Annotated in this window: 20 protein-coding genes; 13 read left to right on the top strand and 7 right to left on the bottom strand. The window is 40.5% G+C overall.

Annotation, left to right across the window (positions count from 1 at the left end; all coding sequences use genetic code 11):
- The first annotated feature begins 46 nt into the window (after positions 1-46).
- Positions 47-874: a sugar nucleotide-binding protein gene (locus tag CFK37_RS07545; protein WP_089061283.1), complete on the top strand. Its 828-nt coding sequence runs from the start codon at positions 47-49 to the stop codon at positions 872-874.
- 301 nt (positions 875-1,175) lie between these two features.
- Here CFK37_RS07545 and CFK37_RS07550 read toward each other — a convergent pair whose 3' ends face one another.
- Positions 1,176-2,525 carry a YjiH family protein gene (locus CFK37_RS07550; RefSeq protein WP_089061284.1) on the bottom strand — a complete coding sequence of 450 codons (1,350 nt, stop codon included), beginning with the start codon at positions 2,523-2,525 and terminating at the stop codon, positions 1,176-1,178.
- A 141-nt stretch (positions 2,526-2,666) separates the two neighbouring features.
- A complete protein-coding gene (locus CFK37_RS07555; RefSeq protein WP_245837326.1) occupies positions 2,667-4,787 on the bottom strand; it encodes a choice-of-anchor J domain-containing protein in 2,121 nt (706 codons plus the stop codon).
- 249 nt (positions 4,788-5,036) lie between these two features.
- Between CFK37_RS07555 and CFK37_RS07560 the strand changes: the two genes are divergently transcribed.
- From CFK37_RS07560 to CFK37_RS07595, 9 genes are all read left to right on the top strand, one after another.
- Entirely contained in the window at positions 5,037-6,659 is a 1,623-nt protein-coding gene (locus CFK37_RS07560) for an ABC1 kinase family protein (protein WP_245837375.1), read from the top strand.
- A 12-nt stretch (positions 6,660-6,671) separates the two neighbouring features.
- Positions 6,672-6,971 (top strand): phasin family protein, encoded by a 300-nt coding sequence (locus CFK37_RS07565; protein ID WP_089061286.1) that lies wholly within the window; start codon positions 6,672-6,674, stop codon positions 6,969-6,971.
- Between the two features lie 280 nt (positions 6,972-7,251).
- On the top strand, positions 7,252-7,938 hold the full coding sequence (coxB, locus tag CFK37_RS07570) for a cytochrome c oxidase subunit II (protein WP_089061287.1): 687 nt from the start codon (positions 7,252-7,254) through the stop codon (positions 7,936-7,938).
- Positions 7,939-7,992: 54 nt separating this feature from the next.
- Positions 7,993-9,912: a cytochrome c oxidase subunit I gene (gene ctaD / locus CFK37_RS07575; protein ID WP_245837327.1), complete on the top strand. Its 1,920-nt coding sequence runs from the start codon at positions 7,993-7,995 to the stop codon at positions 9,910-9,912.
- Positions 9,909-10,484, top strand: coding sequence for a cytochrome c oxidase subunit 3 (locus CFK37_RS07580; protein WP_089061288.1), 576 nt, complete (start codon positions 9,909-9,911; stop codon positions 10,482-10,484). Before ctaD ends, CFK37_RS07580 begins: the two co-directional genes overlap by 4 nt.
- Before the next feature lie 24 nt (positions 10,485-10,508).
- Complete coding sequence (locus tag CFK37_RS07585) at positions 10,509-12,083, top strand: FMN-binding glutamate synthase family protein (RefSeq protein WP_089061289.1); 1,575 nt, start codon at positions 10,509-10,511, stop codon at positions 12,081-12,083.
- A 132-nt stretch (positions 12,084-12,215) separates the two neighbouring features.
- Entirely contained in the window at positions 12,216-12,359 is a 144-nt protein-coding gene (locus tag CFK37_RS19885) for a hypothetical protein (RefSeq protein WP_157724808.1), read from the top strand.
- 260 nt (positions 12,360-12,619) lie between these two features.
- Positions 12,620-12,916: a YwdI family protein gene (locus tag CFK37_RS07590; RefSeq protein ID WP_089061290.1), complete on the top strand. Its 297-nt coding sequence runs from the start codon at positions 12,620-12,622 to the stop codon at positions 12,914-12,916.
- A gap of 25 nt (positions 12,917-12,941) precedes the next feature.
- Positions 12,942-13,310: a DUF423 domain-containing protein gene (locus CFK37_RS07595; RefSeq protein ID WP_089061291.1), complete on the top strand. Its 369-nt coding sequence runs from the start codon at positions 12,942-12,944 to the stop codon at positions 13,308-13,310.
- Here CFK37_RS07595 and CFK37_RS07600 read toward each other — a convergent pair.
- The 4 genes from CFK37_RS07600 to hemQ all read right to left on the bottom strand — a co-directional run bounded on the left by CFK37_RS07600 (position 13,305) and on the right by hemQ (position 16,603).
- Entirely contained in the window at positions 13,305-13,556 is a 252-nt protein-coding gene (locus CFK37_RS07600) for a hypothetical protein (RefSeq protein WP_089061292.1), read from the bottom strand. The genes CFK37_RS07595 and CFK37_RS07600 overlap by 6 nt on opposite strands.
- Before the next feature lie 385 nt (positions 13,557-13,941).
- Positions 13,942-14,415 (bottom strand): spore coat protein GerQ, encoded by a 474-nt coding sequence (gene gerQ / locus CFK37_RS07605; protein WP_089061293.1) that lies wholly within the window; start codon positions 14,413-14,415, stop codon positions 13,942-13,944.
- A gap of 27 nt (positions 14,416-14,442) precedes the next feature.
- The gene (locus CFK37_RS07610; protein WP_089063571.1) at positions 14,443-14,814 is read right to left on the bottom strand and encodes a cell wall hydrolase; all 372 of its coding nucleotides are present in this window, start codon (positions 14,812-14,814) and stop codon (positions 14,443-14,445) included.
- A 1,033-nt stretch (positions 14,815-15,847) separates the two neighbouring features.
- Positions 15,848-16,603 carry a hydrogen peroxide-dependent heme synthase gene (hemQ, locus tag CFK37_RS07615; protein ID WP_089061294.1) on the bottom strand — a complete coding sequence of 252 codons (756 nt, stop codon included), beginning with the start codon at positions 16,601-16,603 and terminating at the stop codon, positions 15,848-15,850.
- 193 nt (positions 16,604-16,796) lie between these two features.
- Between hemQ and pta the strand changes: the two genes are divergently transcribed.
- Complete coding sequence (gene pta, locus CFK37_RS07620; RefSeq protein WP_089061295.1) at positions 16,797-17,768, top strand: phosphate acetyltransferase; 972 nt, start codon at positions 16,797-16,799, stop codon at positions 17,766-17,768.
- A 293-nt stretch (positions 17,769-18,061) separates the two neighbouring features.
- On the opposite strand, the gene CFK37_RS07625 is transcribed toward pta, so the two are convergent.
- Positions 18,062-18,913 carry a lipoate--protein ligase family protein gene (locus CFK37_RS07625; protein WP_089061296.1) on the bottom strand — a complete coding sequence of 284 codons (852 nt, stop codon included), beginning with the start codon at positions 18,911-18,913 and terminating at the stop codon, positions 18,062-18,064.
- A gap of 97 nt (positions 18,914-19,010) precedes the next feature.
- On the opposite strand from CFK37_RS07625, the gene CFK37_RS07630 reads away from it, so the two are divergent.
- Positions 19,011-20,321, top strand: a complete 1,311-nt coding sequence (locus CFK37_RS07630; RefSeq protein ID WP_089061297.1) for an HD domain-containing protein — start codon at positions 19,011-19,013, stop codon at positions 20,319-20,321.
- Positions 20,321-20,818, top strand: a complete 498-nt coding sequence (locus CFK37_RS07635; protein ID WP_089061298.1) for a YwgA family protein — start codon at positions 20,321-20,323, stop codon at positions 20,816-20,818. Before CFK37_RS07630 ends, CFK37_RS07635 begins: the two co-directional genes overlap by 1 nt.
- Positions 20,819-20,827 lie beyond the last annotated feature (9 nt).

Genomic DNA, 20,827 nt, shown 5'->3' on the forward strand with positions numbered 1-20,827 from the left:
ATGGAAACTGGAGCTTGATTAAACAGAGAACAGGAGGATGATTGAGATGAAAATATGTGTATTTGGCGCAAGCGGGTATGTTGGTGCTTCTGTCTATCAAAGGCTAAAAGATATCCCGGACGCTACTGTTGCCGGTACGTATCTGAATGAACCTGCTTTATTTGATGACCTTTACAAACTGGATGTGAATGAACCAGAATCCTTCTCTAACTTTTACAAAAGTGAGAAGCCAGATGTGGTTGTATGGGCGGTAATGAGTGGACCAAATGAACACAAGCTTACGGACCAGGGACTTATGCATTTACTGACACATCTTACACCACAGACTAAACTGGTATATATTTCTTCAGACTTTGTTTTTTCAAATGGTGATGGACCATACAGTGAAGAAGATCCACTGCATAATTTGCCTGATGACCACAGCTTTAGCAACTATACAAATGGAAAGGTTAAAGCGGAACGGTTAATTGACCGGGAATTCTCCAATTATGTCATCCTGCGGGCGGGGCCAATTTACGGAGAAAATGCAGTTGGAAAACTGGATGAACGGACAGATCGCTTATCCTATCATTTACGGTCGACAAAGCCTATCGAATTTAGGGACGATTTAATTCGGACGTTTGTGCATATCGAGGATTTAACAAACGTTATTGAAGAAATGGCTTTTAATGATGTAAAGGGTGTTTATCATGTTGGATCAGCAAGTCAGCAAAGCTTCTATCAGTTCATGAAGGCAACGGCACGTGAAATGGGATATGATGAGACATTAGTAATTAAGGAATCTGAAGAAGAGGCGGTTGATACAGAAATCCCAAAAAACACCACCCTGAACACAGAAAAAATAAAAGAAGTAACAGACCAAAAATTCAGATAAGAAAAGCCGCTGCGACAAAAGTGATTTAACCAGAAAGAAATCCGAACTACGATAAAAAATTCTTTAATTAGAATTTGAAGTAGTTCGGATATTTTTCTTGACTATTTTTGTAAACTTGACCGTTAATTGTCTATAAACTGTGACATATATGCGCTTGGTTGTTTTCCGCTGCGGTGGCAGGGCGCCGAATATAATTGTTAAGTAACGTTCTAACCTTCCTATCCTGTGATCGTTCGTCTTTTGAGTCAAACATTTTAGTTATGTCCCAGCCTCTTTGTATCATGAGAATCTAACGAATAGCTTAGAATAAAAAGTGAGCAATTAAAGTAATAATCGGCAGTGTGATAATGGTACGTATGACAAAGATAATGAATAACTCAAGAAAGTTTACCGGTATCTTAGAACCAAGAATCAAGCCGCCAACCTCTGACATGTAGATTAATTGGGTTACTGATAAGGCTGCAATAATAAACCGGGTAATTTCTGCATCAATTGATTCGGCAATAATTGATGGCAGGAACATGTCAGCAAAACCAATTAACACCGTTTGCGATGCTGCTTCAGCAAATGGAATATTCATCAGTTCAAGGAATGGAATGAAAGGAACACCCAACCACTGAAACACCGGAGTGTATTCAGCAATCATTAAAGCAACCAAACCGATTGCCATAACGATAGGGGCAACACCCATCCACATATCCAAAATGTTCTGACCGCCTTCTTTAAAAAATTTCAGAACACTGGATTCTTTTTTAGCCTGCTCAAGAGCTTTTTGATAACCGTACGTTAACATGTTGTGACCTTCGGGTGCGGATTCATCAATTTCATCTTCTGCTTCATTGACATATGTGTTTGCTTTTCTGGATAGCGGTGGAATACGGGGCATAATGAGGGCCGCAACTAATCCAGCCGCAAGTACCGTTAAATAAAAGGAAACAAACATATCCCCGAGTCCTACCTGTTCGATTACAACAAGCGTAAACGTTATGGAAACAACTGAGAAGGTGGTCGCAATGACGGCAGCATCACGCTTGGTATAGTAACCATCCTCATATTGTTTACTTGTCAATAATACACCTATTGTTCCATCACCTACCCAGGAAGCCAATGAGTCGACTGATGAACGGCCTGGTAATCGAAATAAAGGGCGCATAACTTTTGTCATCAGTGTGCCAAATAAATCAAGTAGGCCATAGTTCATTAACAATGGGAGAAATAAACCAGCAAACAGAAATACTGCAAACAAAGTATGAAGGAGGTCCCCTAACAATAATTGTCCGGTGCTTCCACCGTAAATAACCTCTGTACCAAGTTTATAGTAAACCATTACAGCAAAAACGGCTGCAAGAACACGTGTAAATGCCCAAAAAGGTGTAACATTAAATAATTGCTTAAAAAATGGAGTCCGATCAAGTTTGTCACCGCCAATAATTTTTACAATGACGGTGCCCGCAGCAGTAATAAGAATAATCCACATCATAATCAGTGAAAGAGAACCCGCGAGAAGCGCTTGTACCCAGTCAGCCATAATTGCAATAGGGATTGTCATTCCATCACCAGAAGGAACGGGAGTCATAAAAAGGAAAATACCAAGTAAAGATGGAATGATAAATTTAAGATGATCTACTAGATTGTAGTGTTGCTTATCCATGGTTGTCCTCCAAACTGAATTGTTTCTTCCCATTATACGAGAATTTATGAAAATAGCAAAATCCAATTTTTGAAATATAAAAAACCTGGCAATCAACATAAGTTGATTGCCAGGCTGTATCGGCGCGACTCGTTCAAACCATTACTTCTTTTTACCTTTATGTTTTCCATTATTATCTTTCAGTTCCACGCTGTATTCGAAAGGGACGGGATTAAGCTGATCGGATGGTGCCGCATACCATGTTGTCATGTAATTCGTACCTTTCTTAAACAGCTGCCGCAATTGTAGTGCATCTTTCTCTGTCACATTGAATGGATTGATGTGCATGACTTTGTATTTTCCATGCTTATCCTTATTAACGAATGTAACAGAATAATTCACATAGTTTTGCAGAAGTTCTGACTTAGATACAAAGCTATCCATGCTTGTGCCATCATAGGAGAGACCAATTTCAGGTATTTCAATATTATCGACGAACCAGCCTGCTTCCTGTGACGCCCAGTCCGTTAGATAACGGAATGAAATATAAACCTCTTGTCCAGCATAAGCTGACAGGTCAAAACTTTCATTTGTCCACTCGTCACTAACACCGGTGAATCCTGGAACGTTCTCCTTAATTTTCGGATAACCTTCTTCCACTACATCGGAACGGGTATGTTCATTTGCTAGGCTTGTCCAGGTTTTTCCCTGATCGGTTGATACTTGAACGACACCGAAGTCCCAAAGTTCTTCAATTTTGGCAAGATGATCAAAGGTAAGGGTAGCATCTTGCGTATTTGATAAATCCGCCTTGAAAATTAAATTATTATCCGCCTCTGAACTGTTGCCACCCCAGAAAACTTGGTTAGACTCATCCTGTGGGTCTGCCACGGATTCCCACTTGATCGGCAGGAAATCTACCCCGTCAAAGGTGATACTGTCAACTTTGCTATCAAAGTCCAGTACTTTATAATCAGCACCCCATGCAGGAACGCCATCTTTCTCGTATAGTTTGGCTTTGTCAAAGTTCACAGTCATGCCTCGAACTTTCCCATCATCAACAGGGACTTCCCTGAGGTCAATGTTTTCAAAGCCATAGATTCCTTTTTTCCCTTTTATATTCTGCTTGTCATCGATTAATACAGCGGTTACAAACTTTTCAAATACGGATTGGAATGTTTCGTTAAGACCTTCATCCTTGTATGCTTGATTATAACTATCAATTGTATTTAATGGGCTTTTTGCGACATCAAGAATAAATTCCTGCCCAAATTGTTCATAGTTATAAAGCGTGAATAGATAGGCAACACCGTAGTCAGCTAGTGTTTCCGGACCAGTTTCGGCATTTAAGTGCTCGTCCCAGTTTACTAAGGAATTCTCTGGATGATCCAGGAAGAAATTAATGTGGCCGTATGGATGACCGTAGCCTCCAAGATATTCAGCGAAATCAGAGAAACCCTCATTTAACCAGGAAGTTTCATCACTGTCATTGTCGGCATGAATTAAATGCTGCATTTCATGTATGGTAGTTCCATAGAATGTACTTTCCAGGCGTTCCTCCCAATTGTTAGCATCAATGGAGATAATATTTCTGTCCGTGTACATTTCGAGCGTTTGCCAGAAAAAACCAGCTACGAAAAACGGATAGCTTGGATCCGTATAATTTTCATCCGGAATGTTACTGACTAACAGCATTACTTTGTCGTTACCATTTTCATAATACCCCTCTGGTACTGCGCCTATGTCTTCTAATGCCGCATTGCTGCCTGTTAGCGAATCAGGTGTACCAAAAAAGTTCGTAACAGTTGGGTAAATATTGGAATCAAATTCGGCTGCCAGCTTATCCACCTGTTCCTGGGTGACAACCTGCGCTGGTCGAGGATCCCCCTCAGGGAAGCTTAAATCATTGGCAACCCAGACTTCCACATTTTCCCCGACGCTGCGTAATGTATAGGGCTGAAATGCTAAATTTCGATCGAGAAACTGTTTTGTACCACCATCAAAGGTAAAATGCCCATCGTTTGCCTTTGTGGCCTGTCCGTCCAGATCGCTTTCATCTAAACCGTTTGCGGCTTCCTTAATGGTTTCTTTTGCTTGTTTTTGGAAGTCCTCGTCCTGTGATAACTTATTTAGTTCAGTGGTGATATCCTGAACATCACCATATCGTTCTGTGTCCCAATTTTCTACTGTGTCTTTAGGACTGGTTTCAGCAAAACTTGCTGTAGGTAATACTAACGATAAAGCTAACCCCAGTGTAGATGTTAATGCAACCAGTTTCTTCATAAATAACCTCCTGTATTTTATGGTGAATTGGTGGAAAGACGCGCCTTCTGTACTAAGTATAACATGTATTTTTTATTTTCAAAAAATTTGTAATAGTAATTTATAACCATTATTGTGACCTTTTTCGCAATTTTATAGGTATAAAGAACTATTTATTCGACAACCGTTCTTTTAATTGGAAGAAAAAGGATTGCTAATCGTTTTAATAAACAGCTATTTGGGGTAAAGTAAGGTGGCGAGGTGTTGTTTGTGCAAAAACGAATGAAGTATAATGTTGTATATAGATGTGCGGTCATTGTCTGGATGATACTTAAATATATTTGTCAGATTTACTTTTTTCATATTAGGCATCATGTTTGGGATGAACGTACCAGGCAAAAGTGGAATGCACTATTAAGGAAACAGGCAAAAGACTACAGTGAAAAGGCTGTACGGTTAGAAGGAGTATTAATTAAAGTAGGGCAGTTCTTGGGTACGAGAGCAGATTTTATGCCGGATGCTTTTATACAAGAATTAAGGGGACTTGTAGACCGGGTTTCTCCATCCTCTTTTTCCTATGCTAAGTCAGCAATGGAAAAAGCATGGGGGGAAGATGTCGATAAGCATTTAACTGAATTACAGGACAAGCCAATCGCAGCTGCTTCAATTGGTCAAGTGTATAGAGCAAAGTTAAAAGATGGTACTACTGTCGCAATTAAAGTGCAGCGTTACCGTGTTCGGGAAATTTTTCATATGGATTTTAAGGCGATGAAGCTTGTCTTCTGGATGATTAAAGTGTTTACTAACTTTGGAAAAAAGGCTGATCTAAATGCGTTATATCGTGAATTAATTTATGTGATGGATCGCGAACTAGATTTTGGGCAGGAACTAGCATTCGGTAAATACTTTAAAAACCGGTATAAACACAATACATCGGTTTACATACCAGGGTATTTTGAACAGCTATGCACGGAAGAGGTACTTGTAATGGAGTGGGTAGACGGGGCGAAAATCACCAATCTTTCCTATATGCATAAGCACCGGATTAATGTCATGCAAACAGCAAAAACACTGTTTGAATTTTATTTAGACCAGTTTTTACATCCTGGTAATTTTCATGCTGACCCTCACGCTGGAAATGTTCTAATTCAACAGGATGGCACGATCGTAATTATCGACTTTGGCATGATTGGTGAAATTCACAAACAGGATATCCATTATTTTAAACAACTTATTCAAGGGTTAATTATCGATGACTATGATCAGGTGGTCGAAACGTTGGATGATATGAATTTTGTTTTACCAAATGCCAATCGTGGAAAACTGAAGAAAATGATTAAGGAAACAATTGAGATGTACCGAAATGGATCATTTAGCCATCTGGATACACATACAATGGATACGATAAAAGATGACATTCGAATATTCATCAACGATCAGCCAATCCAAATTTCAGCGGATTATGCTTATCTTGGAAGGGCGGTATCGATTGTTTTTGGGTTATTAATCAGTTTATATCCAGATGTAGACATCGAAAAATGGGCACGACCAATTATCAAGGAATGGCTTGGCGGGAAGGGCTTCACTGACTCTATTTACAAGCAGATTGCAAAGGATGCCGCGAAACCAATTTTATCTTTTCCAAAAGCCATGTTAAACTGGCTGGAAAATGGGGAAAAGAATAGACAATGGGAAAAAGAGAAACAATATGCCCAGCTTTTGCATCACTTTTATATCTTAGTAGAGGTTATTAACTTTATACTGATACTTGGTTCCGTTTTCGCAGGTTTTTACCTGTATGGCGTTACTGGTTATATAATGACTGGTGTTTTTACAATCACATTGGTTATTACGTTGATGAAACATTATCAAATGATATGTTCAAGAAAATAGGAGGTAAGAATCATGAGTGACTTTTTGAAAAAAGGATTTTTATTGGGCTTAGGCGCAGCAGTCAGCAGTAAGGAAAAATTGGACAATAAGCTGAAAGAATTAGTGGAGAGAAATGAATTATCGCGTGAGCAAGCAAGAACCGTAATGCAGAACTTCCTTGATAAGGGTGAAACCACGAAAGATGAGTGGAGTGCTAAGCAATACGAGCAAACGAAAAACATGGCTGAGGATTTGGGATTAGCAACGAAGGAAGACATCAATGAACTTCGGGCAAGAATCACGGAGCTTGAAACAAAGTTAGAGAATGAATAAGGAAGAAGTAATAAGCTGCCATAAAGGGGAATAACCCTTTGGGTGGCTTCTTTTTTGCACGTAAAGAAAGATAAAAGTTCGGCTCTTTTTGCATGGGTTGTTACAGAATACCTACATAACAGCAACGTGATTTCTGCTGTCGGCAGTCGCTTTCCGCCAGTGGTGGGTCTCCTCAGGCATACGCTGGTTTGCCAGGACTTTCTAAAACACAATGTTTAGAAAAGGTTCTGAAAGGTTATTGAAATATTGTCACTATTAAACGAAAAGGCTGTTGGTTGCCATGAAAAAGCTATTAACAATTCCAATACTTTTACTTTTAGCTGGTTGCGACATAAACGTCCTGGATGCAAAAAGTGAAACCGGGCAGGACCAAGCATTTTTAATCTGGTTCAGTTTTGGCCTGATGATGATTGTATTAGTGGTCGTATTTGTTTTGTTTGCAAGATTTGTGTGGAAGTACAGAGAGACGGATCAAAATAAACATACACTTCCAAAAGATGTCAAAGGAAATAAGAAACTTGAAATAACGTGGACGACATTAGCGATTTTGTTGCTTGTCGTTCTTGCAGTTCCAACGGTAGCGATTACATATGACCAGTCACCGGTGCTGTCGTCTAGTGAAGAGGCAGAACAGGCAGTACATGTGAATGTGACTGGACAACAGTTCTTTTGGACATTTGAGTACGAAAATGGCAAGGAAACGACAAATAAATTAGTCATACCTGCCAACAAAACAATCGTATTCCACTTAATCTCCAAGGATGTCATCCATTCATTTTGGATTCCGCAACTGGGCGGGAAAACAGATGTATTACCAGGTAAGGAGTTATTGTACAAATTAAAAAACCCCAAAGAGGGCACATATGAGGGGAAGTGTGCGGAGTTCTGCGGCGTCCAGCATACCAAAATGCAATTTACAACAAGGGTCGTATCAAATGAAGAATATGAAAATTGGTTGAAAGAGTAACCACATACATTCAAACACGTAATGTCCTAATCTTAAAAGCAGAGGGTGTAAGCAATGACAATACCGTTTTTTAAAGATACCATGTTTGTTCCTTCAGATGTAGTAGCGGCATGGGTTTTAACAATTATATTAGGTATCTTTATGGCGATTTATGTCTGGAGGAAACAAAAAATTCCATTACTATGGAGTTATTTGCGTACAACCAATCACCGGAAAATAGGAACGATGTATGTGCTATTTGGTGTCTTATTCTTTCTGCGTGCGGGAATAGATGCCTTATTAATTCGTTTGCAGCTTGCCAGTCCGCATGCTGAATTTTGGGTGTTTCAACAGGATAAGTACAATGAACTATTTACTACCCACGGGACTATGATGATTTTCTTTGTGGCTATGCCCTTATTAATTGGTCTAATGAATATCGCTGTCCCACTGCAAATCGGTGCACGGGACTTGGCTTTTCCATTTTTGAATGCAGTGAGCTTTTGGCTATTTCTTGCGGGAGCTATTTTATTTAACATGTCATTTTTCTTGAATAGTGCACCAAATGCGGGGTGGACCGGTTATGCGCCATTGTCAACCGACACATTCACCCCTAGTGTAGGAAATGATTACTATGTTTTTAGTTTACAAGTTTCCGGGCTTGGAACTATTTTTACGGCAATTAACATGATAGTAACGATTATCCGGCATCGTGCTCCAGGTATGAAACTGACAAGAATGCCACTGTTTCCATGGTCAGCATTAATTACCTCCTTCTTAATCTTAATTGCATTTCCTGTTTTATCGATGGGACTCTACTTACTTATGTTTGATCGGCTGTTTGGGACTGGCTTCTTTTCCGGAGAAGTTGGCAGTCCGGTATTTTGGCAGCATCTGTTTTGGATCTTCGGGCATCCGGAGGTTTATATCCTAGCATTGCCAGCGTTTGGTATATTTTCGGATATTATTTCTGCCTTTTCCAAAAAACGAATATTTGGTTATCCGGCAATGGTTCTTTCCCTGGCCCTGATTGGCTTTCTCGGATTTATGGTTTGGGCACACCATATGTTTACAGTGGGACTGGGACCAATGGCGAACACTTTCTTTGCGATTACTACTATGCTGATAGCCGTTCCAACAGGTATTAAAATATTTAACTGGCTGTTTACCATGCGCGGCGGAGTTATTCGCATTACAACGCCAATGTTATTCTCCCTTGGATTTATACCTACTTTTGTAATGGGTGGTGTAACGGGGGTGATGCTCTCCGTTGCAGCTGCCGACTTTCAGTATCATGATACCCATTTTGTAGTAGCGCATTTTCATTACACCATTATTGGATCCACCATTTTAGGGATATTTGCCGGACTGTATTACTGGTACCCTAAAATAACCGGGAAAGTATTGGATGAAACACTTGGGAAATGGCACTTCTGGTTATTTCTCATTGGATTTCATATGACCTTTCTGCCCATGCATATTACAGGCCTTCAAGGCATGCCGCGTCGAGTCTACACATATGGGTATGGTGATTCGTTATTTGCCTTGAATTTAACGAGCACAATAGGTGCCTTCATCATGGGAAGCAGCATGCTAATTGTCGGCTGGAACGTCTACAAAACACATAAATATGGTGAAAAGGTGGGTAACGACCCATGGGATGGGCGCACACTCGAGTGGACCGTAAAGTCGCCATCCGAAGAGCATACCTTCGAACCGATGCCAGTTGTAAAAGAGATGGACCCATTTTGGTATGCAAAAGTTGAAGGCCGGAAGCTGGAAACAACTACAGATGTGCGACCGGGACCTATACCCGTGGAGTCAATTAAGCCAATATTAATTGCCGTCTCCATGTCGTTAATGAGTATTGGCATGATTTATAGCTGGTACTGGCTTGCAATTCTCGGTGGCCTAGGAACACTTGGGTTATTCGTTATTCGATCTGTAACAGATGAACGAAAAAAGGATTATGCAGAGGGGGGTGGAGTCCAGTGAATAACTATCAGGAGGCATTATTCAGAGATAAGCGCCTTGGATTCTTCATTTATTTGTTTGTGGAGAGTGTCATGTTTGGTACTCTTTTTGCTACCTATTTGATTTTCACCCCGCCTCCGACCTATCCGAAGCCGCATGAATTGTTTGAAGTGAAAAGTCTAGTCCTGTCATCTGTCTTTTTATTATCAAGCAGTGGAACATTAATGATTGCCGAAAAGGGGCTGGACAAACGGCAAGGGACTAAAATTGTTATTGGACTCGTAATTACATTGCTGTTCGGTTTAACATTTTTAGGTCTGGAACTCCATGAATTTTATAAATATGTAATGGAGGACAACGGTTTAACGGCGAATGTTTTTATGTCTTCCTTCTATGTCCTGGTTGGACTTCACGCATCCCATGTTACGTTCGGGGCTTGTTGGATGATTCTGCTTCTAATACAATATAAGAGAATGAATATGCCATATGGCCTATATATCGAAAAGCAACGGATCTTTCAGTATTATTGGCATTTTGTCGATGTTATATGGGTATTTATTATAATCATCGTCTATTTGCCATATCTATTATAAAAAGGTAAAGAAGGGGAGAGTAACATGACAACTGGTTTATTGATCACATTAATCGTAATTATCGCATTGATTGTTCTAGTACCATTGTTTATTTTTATGCGTGTGTATACGCATGACTCAAAGCAAAAGGAACATTCTATTTTAAGGAACTATCCAGTGCTCGGAAAGGTCCGTTATATTACGGAAAAGATTGGACCGGAACTGCGTCAGTATCTTTTTAATAATGATAATGAGGGGAAGCCGTTTAATCGCAGAGAATTCGAGTTTGTGTACAAATCAGCCAAATATAATAATAGAATGATAGGCTATGGTTCGGAACGGGATTTTAATGAAGAGGGATTTTATATTGTAAACAACATGTTTCCAAGTCAGCACGAGGAAATGAAAATAGATCAGGAACCTAAGATCAGAACCCGCCTTTATCAAATTGATAATGAAAAACTGTTTAGCCGGAAAGAGCACCATGCGGAAGATGAATTAAGACCATTCTATCTGACGGACGATGATGCGATTGTTCTGGGCAAAGATACAGTTCGCAAGCCATTTAAAGTGAAAGGATTTATCGGACAGTCTGCAATGAGCTTTGGTTCATTGGGAGATCATGCAATCACCGCATTATCAAAAGGCCTTGGCATGGCTGGCGGCACCTGGATGAACACTGGGGAAGGAAGTATTTCGCCATACCACCAAAAGGGTGACGTTGATATCATTATGCAAATCAGTTCAGGCTTATTTGGTGTACGAACAACAGATGGGGAAATGTCCTGGGAATTATTTAAAAAGAAAAGTGAAATCGATCAGGTGAAGGCATTTGAGCTTAAGATTGCTCAAGGCGCTAAGCAGCGCGGTGGTCACGTTGACGGCAGTAAGGTAACAGAAGAAATTGCAGATATTCGTAATGTGGAACCATGGAAGACGATTAACAGTCCGAACCGGTTTCATGAATTCAATGATACAAAAGGACTCCTGGAATTTGTCGATAAGATGCGTGATATTGGCGGAAAACCTGTAGGAACGAAAATAGTAGTCGGTGATGAAATACAGGTGGAAAACTATGTGAAAGCCATGAAAGAATTAGATATAGTTCCCGATTTCATCACGGTCGATGGTGGTAACGGCGGTTCAGGTGCGACCTATTATGAACTGGCAGAATCAGTGGGTCTGCCTACATATGCCGCATTGCCTCTACTTGACGATTTACTAAAAAAATATGGACTGCGGGAGCGGACAAAAATTATTGCATCAGGTCAATTGGTAACACCTGATAAAATTGCGATGGCTCTTTCGTTAGGTGCCGATATGATCAATATCGCTAGAGGCTTCATGCTGTCAGTTGGATGTATCATGGCAGAAGTTTGTCATACAAATAATTGCCCAGTAGGTGTTGCTACGACAAATCCTGACCTTCAGAAAGCGCTGAGCATTGAGGAGAAAAAGTATCGGGTGTGTAACTATTTGATAACACTGCGTGAAGGAGTATTTGAAATGGCTGCCGTTGCAGGCATAAATAGCCCGACTAAATTTTCGCGTGAGCATATTGCATACAAGGATCGGCTCAATAAAGCCTATAAGGTGATGAATTATTCACATACTAGCTAGGAAATTTTGTCGGTTTATACCATTTTCTGTATATTTGGTAAATTATTAATCTTTATATTGATTCCATACCAGTTTCGGTGTACAATAGCAGTAGATTTTTATTGCGTTTATCATAGTAGGGGGAAGGTTAGCGTGATAGGAAGCTTTTTTAATGTATTAGAGGATACGAAGGAGAAGCTTGGACGTCCGTTGCAGAAAAACGAAATTGATTTTTTAAGATGGGTGTATGAGCGCTATCTGGAGGAACAAAAGAACCGTATAAATAAAATCGGGTAATTGGCAAGGCCTTGGAATTTATATCCAAGGCTTTTCATTTATAAGTCAGTAAATTATAAAGGGAAGTCTGTCTAGCTCCTGCGCCCAGAAGCTGCCGTCATAAGCAATGGACACTACGAACGCTAAACCCACGCGTTCTACGGTCCCTTGCTTATGCGTCCGCTTCTAAACGGGGCGCATGCGCTTTTCATTTTTCTATTAAATAATGCAGGAACCTCATGTTATACTGGAAATGGTAAAGAAAGTAAGGAGTGGTGTAAATGGCGATTCCAAATGAAACCATTTTAAAGAAAATGATGGAGGAGTTAAAGCAGGCAAAGTCACAACAAGCCGACCAGCGTAAAATGGTGAAACATATAGAACATGTTCGTCTATTATGTGATTTAATCATCGATGTGGAGCAGGCTGAACCAGACAAGGGGCCTGCAAATATAAGTGATATTTCAACGGATGAGATGAAGGCAATGCTTGGCAGCAGTTCCAAGCCAATAAATGAAAAACGTGCGTCAGATGAAGATCACGAGGATGCAAACGGAAAATCTATTTTCGATTTCTAACTATGTATAAATACGAGGTGTTATGATGAAATTATTTCTTATTCTTGGTGCAATAAACGGATTTCTTGCAGTAGCTTTAGGAGCATTCGGTGCGCATGGACTTGAAGACAAGCTTTCAGAGAAGGCGCTAGGAACGTGGGACAAAGCCGTCACCTACCAAATGTTCCATACAATGGCCCTGCTTGTTACTGGATTACTCCTAGCAAAATTTCAAAGTGGCGGAATGATTTGGGCAGGATGGTTGTTTTTTGCCGGAATCGTACTATTTTCAGGAAGCCTGTACACATACTCCACAACCGGAATAAAAGTATTTGCCCTGATTACCCCGCTAGGTGGAGTAGCCTTCCTTGCCGGCTGGATTCTGCTCGGTTATTCCGTATCAAAGTACTTATAAGTGGAATACAATGTAGGTCGTAAATACAAAAAGTAATATCACTTGGATAAAATGTTTAAATGCCTTGTTTCTATTGTGTGTATGAAGCTCGATCATGGCTTCACAGCATAGTGCACATGCAATTAAGTAGATTAACACGATGGCTAAGAAAATGAATCCTTTAATTAACACAACAATTCCGGCAATCACAGCTAAAATAAGGGTGAGCAGCTCTAAACGAATAAACTTTTCATATGGATGTCTCATCGTGATCCCCCTATAGAAGAAATAACAGAAGGATGACTTATACGTGAAAGATCCCAACTATACAAGGTGTGATTGAAATCCGTACAGGTCATCCTTTTTCAGTGTTAGAAATTGTGTAATCGAGACTTTTTGAGATCACTGAAAAAGTAGTGGATATTAACAATTAGCTTTTCACCTTTACCTAGCATCTTGAATATGCCGAGACTCCTGCGGGAAGTGAGAGATCGACGAGACCCCGGAGGACGGCAGTCCGAGGAGGCTCGTCACTCGCCCGCGGAAAGCGAGGTATATTCAAGATGCGATAATAGATCCACATGTCTGTGTACTAACTATACCTTTTTCAGTGGCCTCTACTTTTTATGTGACTGGGCCACGCCTTTGCTAGTTATCTTGGTGGGTAGGTACTCATTTGGTCGGCGGTACCGTATGGGTAGTTATAGTTAATTTCCCCTTCAAAGGTAATGTAATCTAAGTAAATCATTAATAATAAGTATCGTCTATCTGTTTGTGGGTCGCTTAGTACAATGTGATCTCTGCCCGCTGCCTCAATGATTCCCTTAAAAACCTTTGCATTCCACTCTTTATTGTTTTCAAATGTCATATAAACAGTTGCCATTTTCCCTTCATTTAATCGTAGAATGTTTTCAATGTACGATTGTTCCACTGGAAGCATATCCTCTTGCCCCTGCTGCATTGGTTGCTGGTACGGCAGCTGCATTTGTGGCATCTGCGACATCTGCTGCATTTGTTGCATTTGTTGTTGAGGATCTTCAAATTCTTGACGATAGTTATAAGCAGGATAAAATGCTGGGGATGCCTGTGGGTAGTAATAGTATGGATAACCTTGGTATTCACTCATAAAAAAACCTCCTAATAGTAATCAAAATTAGTAAACTGCCGGACAAACGGATGACTCTGGTGCAAAAAAGCAATGTGATTTAAACCTTCCAACATTCCTTTGATCATACCATTGCGCAGGACAATCCCCTTCAGGTGCAAAAAACCAAAGTGCATATGAAGCAGGATGATAACGTCCGCCATTAATAACTTTCCTGGCTAGTTTCTTATCCATTTCACGTGCACGTTGATAAAAATATCCTTTTTGTGTTGCCTCAAAACCACCAGGACTCTGGAATACCATATCACGAATGGAAGATAGCTGGGTGAAGTCTAAACAGTTTGCGACAACGCGATTAACCCCAACATTTCCTACCATCAGCATCCCTAATTTACCATCACCCTCAGCCTCGGCACGCATTAATCTAGCTAGTAACGCCACCCCTTTGTCAGTACGCGCAATTCTCGGCAACAGGGCCACCTCATTTCTGAATACTATTTCATTATATGCAGGATATTCTATGTTAGAACCTGGGCAATGTGATTAGAAAAGCGCAAGGGCCCGTATAGAAGCAGACGCATAAGCAAAGGACCGAAGAACGCATGGGTTTGGCGTTCGTCGTGTCCCTTGCTTATGACGGCAGCTTCTGGGCGCAGGAGCTAGACAAGAAAAGCACAAGCGCCGAGGGAATACAAGGTTATCAACTACAGTGATATTAGCAACATACCAACAGCCATTAAAAAAGAGGCTGGGACATAACTAAAATATTTGAGTCAAAGACGAACAATCATAGGGTAGCCAGTTTAAAACGTTAATTTTTAAATAGTCGGATCTAATTCGCAGTTGATATAAATAGCGACATATGCGCTGGGTTGTTTTCCGCTGCGGACCGTTGCTTTCCGCGGGCACGGCTTAAGCCTCCTCGGACTGCCGTCCTGCGGGGTCTCGTCGATCTCTCACTTCCCGCAGGAGTCTCCGTATATTCAAGATGCTAGGTAAAGTGAAATGCTAAATTTATAAAATCGTCCACTTTTTCAGTGGTCTTAAACCCACTCTGCGGGGTCTTAAGACTCGTGCTGTTCCCGCAGGAGTCAACGGTCCGGAGCGTAAGACACCATCGTAATAGTGGATGGACCAGATAATACCGTTGCTAAGTACCATTAGCGAAGGAAAAACACGGAGACTCCTGTGGGAGCAGAAGCCTCGATGAGACCCCGGAGAGCGTAAGCTCGAGGAGGCTCATTAGCTGCCCACGGAAAGCGCAGTGTTTTTCCGCAGCGACCGCCGGGGTGATAATTTTAGTTACGTTGCAGTTTATGGACAATTCACAATAAGGTTTAAAAAAACAGCCAAGAAAAATATCCGAACTAATCCAAATTCTAATTAAAGAATTTGGAATCATAGTTCGGATTTCCCAATGACTGAATCACTTTTGTCTCAGCCTCGCCTGGTATTATACTTGCAGGAATGCTGCAATTTTTTCATTTGGTAAATGGTTTCCGACGAAAAATTCGCCGAACTCGCCGTATTTCGCACTTACTTCGTCAAAGCGCATTTCGTATACAATTCGTTTAAGTTCAATTGCATCATGGGCAAATAATGTAACGCCCCATTCCCAATCATCAAATCCGAATGAGCCCGTAATAATTTGCTTGATACGACCTGCATATTTCCGGCCTGTTTTACTGTGCTCATACAATAATTTCGCACGGTTTTTAAAATCCAATGCATACCAGTTTTCTTCACCCGTTCGGCGTTTATCCATTGGATAAAATGAAATGTAGTCCCATTTCGGTAAGATTGGCTTTAAGCGTGCTTGTGTTTCAGGTAATGTTTCTGGATCCACATCTTTTTTTTGTGGGAAATACTTTGAAAGTTCTACAACCGAAACGTATGAGTAGGATGGTTGCAGGAACTCAGCAAATTTTGTTTTATTAAATGCTGTTTCCACCTGGTTTAATTCATCCATTGTTGGACGCAGGATCATCATCATGATGTCTGCCTTTTGACCAACTACGGTGTAGACAACGTGACTTCCTTCTTTAGCTTCTTCGACGGAGTCCCATTCATCTAAAAGTGCATGCAGTTCATCAATTGCTGCTTGTCTTTCCTCACTTGATATCATTTTCCATGACGTCCAGTCAATGCTGCGCAAATCGTGTAAGCAATACCAGCCGTCCATGGTTTCAACTGCTTCTGCTGCTGCCATTATTATCGCTCCCTTAGTTAGAAAATATCATCTTATGGCTTTACTATACCATATTAAGGGAAAGTTAATCATGAACAAGGAATTAGAAATGATAGGGTTCACCAAACTGTCAAACATGAGTGGATTGCTTTTCATGTATCGCGGATTGGATTATGATTTAAACATAAGGATAAATAGTCGGAGGTGCTCAACTATGAGTGATTTTTTTGATGAATTGAAAACGAAGCTAGAAGGTACAGATAGATTTATTGTTTTTCCGGAGGGTACCGATGAACGGATTTTAACTGCAACAAGTCAGTTAGGTGCTGCTGGAATTTTAACCCCCATCCTCATTGGCGGAAAAAGTGAAATTAAACAACGTGCTGAAGAAGTAGGCGTGGATGTCTCCTCCTGTAAGATCATGGATCCCTTAGAATTTGAGGAATTTGACCTGATGGTTGAAACATTTGTTGAACGACGAAAGGGAAAAGTAACTGCGGACGAGGCAAGAAAGATTCTGCTTGATGAAAACTATTTCGGAACTATGCTTGTCTATATGAACCAAGCAGATGGACTCGTGAGTGGTGCGGTGCACTCGACTGCAGATACAGTACGGCCAGCGTTGCAAATTATTAAAACAAAAGAAGGTATTAAGAAAACCTCCGGAGTATTCATTATGGTTCGTGGTGAGGAAAAATATGTGTTTGCTGACTGCGCTATCAATATTGCACCAGATAGCCAGGATTTAGCAGAAATTGCGGTGGAAAGCGCCGTTACTGCGAAATTATTTGATGTGGACCCACGTGTTGCCATGCTGAGTTTTTCCACAAAAGGTTCAGCGAAGTCGGACGAGACTGAACGCGTTTCAGAGGCATTACAAATTGCCAAAGAAAAAAATCCATCGCTCTTAATAGACGGGGAATTTCAATTTGATGCTGCCTTCGTACCCAGCGTTGCTGAAAAAAAAGCACCGGATTCGCCGCTGAAAGGGGATGCAAATGTATTTATCTTCCCAAGCCTTGAGGCAGGAAATATCGGTTATAAAATTGCGCAACGCCTTGGCGAATTTGATGCAGTAGGACCAGTTTTACAAGGATTGAATCGTCCAGTGAACGATTTGTCACGCGGATGCTCCTCGGACGATGTATACAACCTGGCATTAATTACGGCAGTTCAGGCAAAATAAAGGTAGTAAAGCTTGTAAGGGATTCCCTTGCAGGCTTTTTTAGGTATAGTTTCTATCGGTATAAAGAGCCCAGCCAGTCGATTGGCCGATATAACGATGCAAAAGGTCGATATATTGGAATTATGGCCGATATATCAAAAATTTGGCTGATATATCTGGAATATAGCCGTTATATTCAGAGAACGGCGGATATAGTAAAATAACGGCCGATAAAATTGTAAAATGGCCGATATACCATGTGCAGACAAGTCAAACCTACATAAAATGCCCCACCCGTGTACGACGTACGTCCATCACTGCATCTCCACAATCTTTTCATTCCGTTTTTTCATTTGTTCCAGCCGTTTGATAAAGTTTGCTTGTTCTTTCTCAGAAAACTCGGCGGTCATAATGTTCTCGCTCAGTTCTTCCAACGTCTGATAAACCCGTCGTTTTATCTCATCCATTGAAATATTTTGTGGCAAAAGTTCGGATAGGGACGCCATCGTTTCCGGTACTACGTCAGGAAATGTAAAATTTGTTGTTGCATCTTTCAACGCAACCTTGTAAAAGTCGCGGATTAATGCTGCCCGCTCTTCACCATGACCTTCTACATCTAAGTAAATTTGAATAGCAGCGCCTTCCTTTACCCGGCGCTGGGAGATCCCGGCAAACTTTTTTCCGTCAATACTTAAATCATAATCACCCGGGCAATAAGAGCCGACAATTTCATAAGCTTCAATTTCATCGGTCAGGTCTGCCAGCATATATTGCACAAAACTGACCATGGCTTCATAACAGGCATGGATCGATAAGTGCTTTACCTCCGGTAGTACAAGTGAAATATTTAGTACCCCTTCATCAAGGGCTACAGCAAGTCCGCCTGAATTTCGGACTACTGCATCGTATCCGCGCTCTGATAAAAGTTCGACACCTTCTTCGATAAATGGTAACCGTGCGTCCGGAATGCCAAGAACGACGGTGTTTGGATGCACCCATAAGCGTATAGTAGGAGCTGACTCACCGTCACCAACAGAAAGTGCCAGCGTATCATCAATTGCAAATGAGGTTAACGCAGATATTTTTTCATTATAGAATACGAATTCATCCGATTGATCCATGTAGCGAAATGTCGGATGTTGAATAATTTCTTTCCAGGATTGCATGATTTTTTCTCACCTTTATTTTGTAAATATACTTTTTAACTTCCTCTATTTATTATATACTATAACAAAATTGTCGAATAGAAACGGGATGTAAAAAATGGCGTATAAAGACGAACAATTAAATGAGGAAAAGGTTTTTAAGGATCCGGTTCACCGTTATATTCACGTGAAAGATCAAGTGATTTGGGATTTAATTGCAGCACCGGAATTTCAGCGATTGCGCCGTATTAAACAGTTGGGAACAACAAACCTGACGTTTCATGGGGCGGAGCATAGCCGTTTCAATCATTCACTTGGCGTATATGAAATTGTCCGCCGTATTATTACCAACTTTGAGGACAAGCCACATTGGAATAAAGGGGAGCGTTTACTATGTTTGTGTGCCGCACTATTACATGATCTAGGACACGGACCGTTTTCCCATTCGTTTGAAAAGGTTTTTAAACTGGATCATGAGTATTTTACCCAACAGATTATCATCGGCGATACCACTATACATAAAATACTGGAACGTGTATCAGAAGGTTTTTCAAAAAAAGTGGCCGATGTTATTGCAAAAACATACGAAGATAAATTAGTTGTCAGCTTAATTTCCAGTCAAATTGATGCAGACCGCATGGATTATTTGCAGCGCGATGCCTATTTTACAGGTGTTAGCTATGGTCATTTTGATATGGAACGTATTCTTCGGGTAATGCGCCCAATCGATGATCAGGTTGTGATCAAATCCAGTGGTATGCATGCGGTGGAAGACTATATTATGAGTCGCTACCAAATGTATTGGCAGGTATATTTCCACCCTGTTACCAGAAGTGCGGAGGTTATTTTATCAAAAATACTTCACCGTGCAAAGTTTTTATACGAAAAGAATTATTCCTTTAAACTAGAACCGATTCATTTTATTTCGTTTTTTAAGGAAAAAGTAGATTTAACAGATTATTTAAAGCTTGATGAATCCATTGTATTCTATTATTTTCAGGTTTGGCAGGAAGAAGACGATGCCATTTTAAGTGACTTATGTGAGCGGTTCATGAATCGCCGTCTGTTTAAATATGTGGAATTTAATCCGAACAGGCAGATGAACGAGTGGATGGAGCTTTATCAACTGTTTCAGGAAGCGGAAATTGATCCAGAATACTATCTTGAAGTTGACTCATCTTCCGATCTGCCATACGACTTTTATCGTCCTGGCGAGGAAGAAGAACGCCTCCCGATTCATTTATTGATGCCGGGCGGTGAACTGAAAGAACTGTCCCGTCACTCCGATATTGTTGAATCGATATCCGGAAAAAAACGAACGGATCATAAGCTGTATTTTCCAGCAGACTTTTTAGCGAATCTGAATGAAGAAAGCCCTGTAAAAGAACGTATTATGGAGCTTTTGTATCACCAAGGAGCGGATAAATAATGTTGACAAATCATGCTAAATTGATGCACTTTTTTGAGGTGGCTAAAGAAGTTACCGGACGTAAGAAGCTTCAAAAAATGATATATATTCTACAGAAGTGCAAGGTCCCTTTTGAAGAAAAGTATCAGTTTCATTTTTATGGTCCATACTCAGAAGAACTCACACTACGGACGGAGGAACTTTGTAATCTTGGCTTTATCAATGAAGTGAAAGAGGAAAAAAGCAATTATTATCAGTACAATTATACAATTACCGAAAATGGACAGGACTTTTTAAATCAATTCACACTGGATATGCCGGAAATCGTAGGGCAGGTTGAGTTGTTGAAGGGCAAGAGTTCCCGTTTCCTTGAATTGGTATCCACTATGCTGTACTTTGATGACCTTCCTGGCGCAGAAGTTGTTGAAAAGGTTCATATTGTAAAGCCAAAGCAAAATTTTACGGAAGATGAAATAAAAGATGCATGGCAATTTATTAAGGTTGTTAGAAAAGCTTAGAGTGTCCGT

It is taken from the genome of Virgibacillus phasianinus (assembly GCF_002216775.1).
Classification (GTDB): Bacteria; Bacillota; Bacilli; order Bacillales; family Amphibacillaceae; genus Virgibacillus_F; species Virgibacillus_F phasianinus.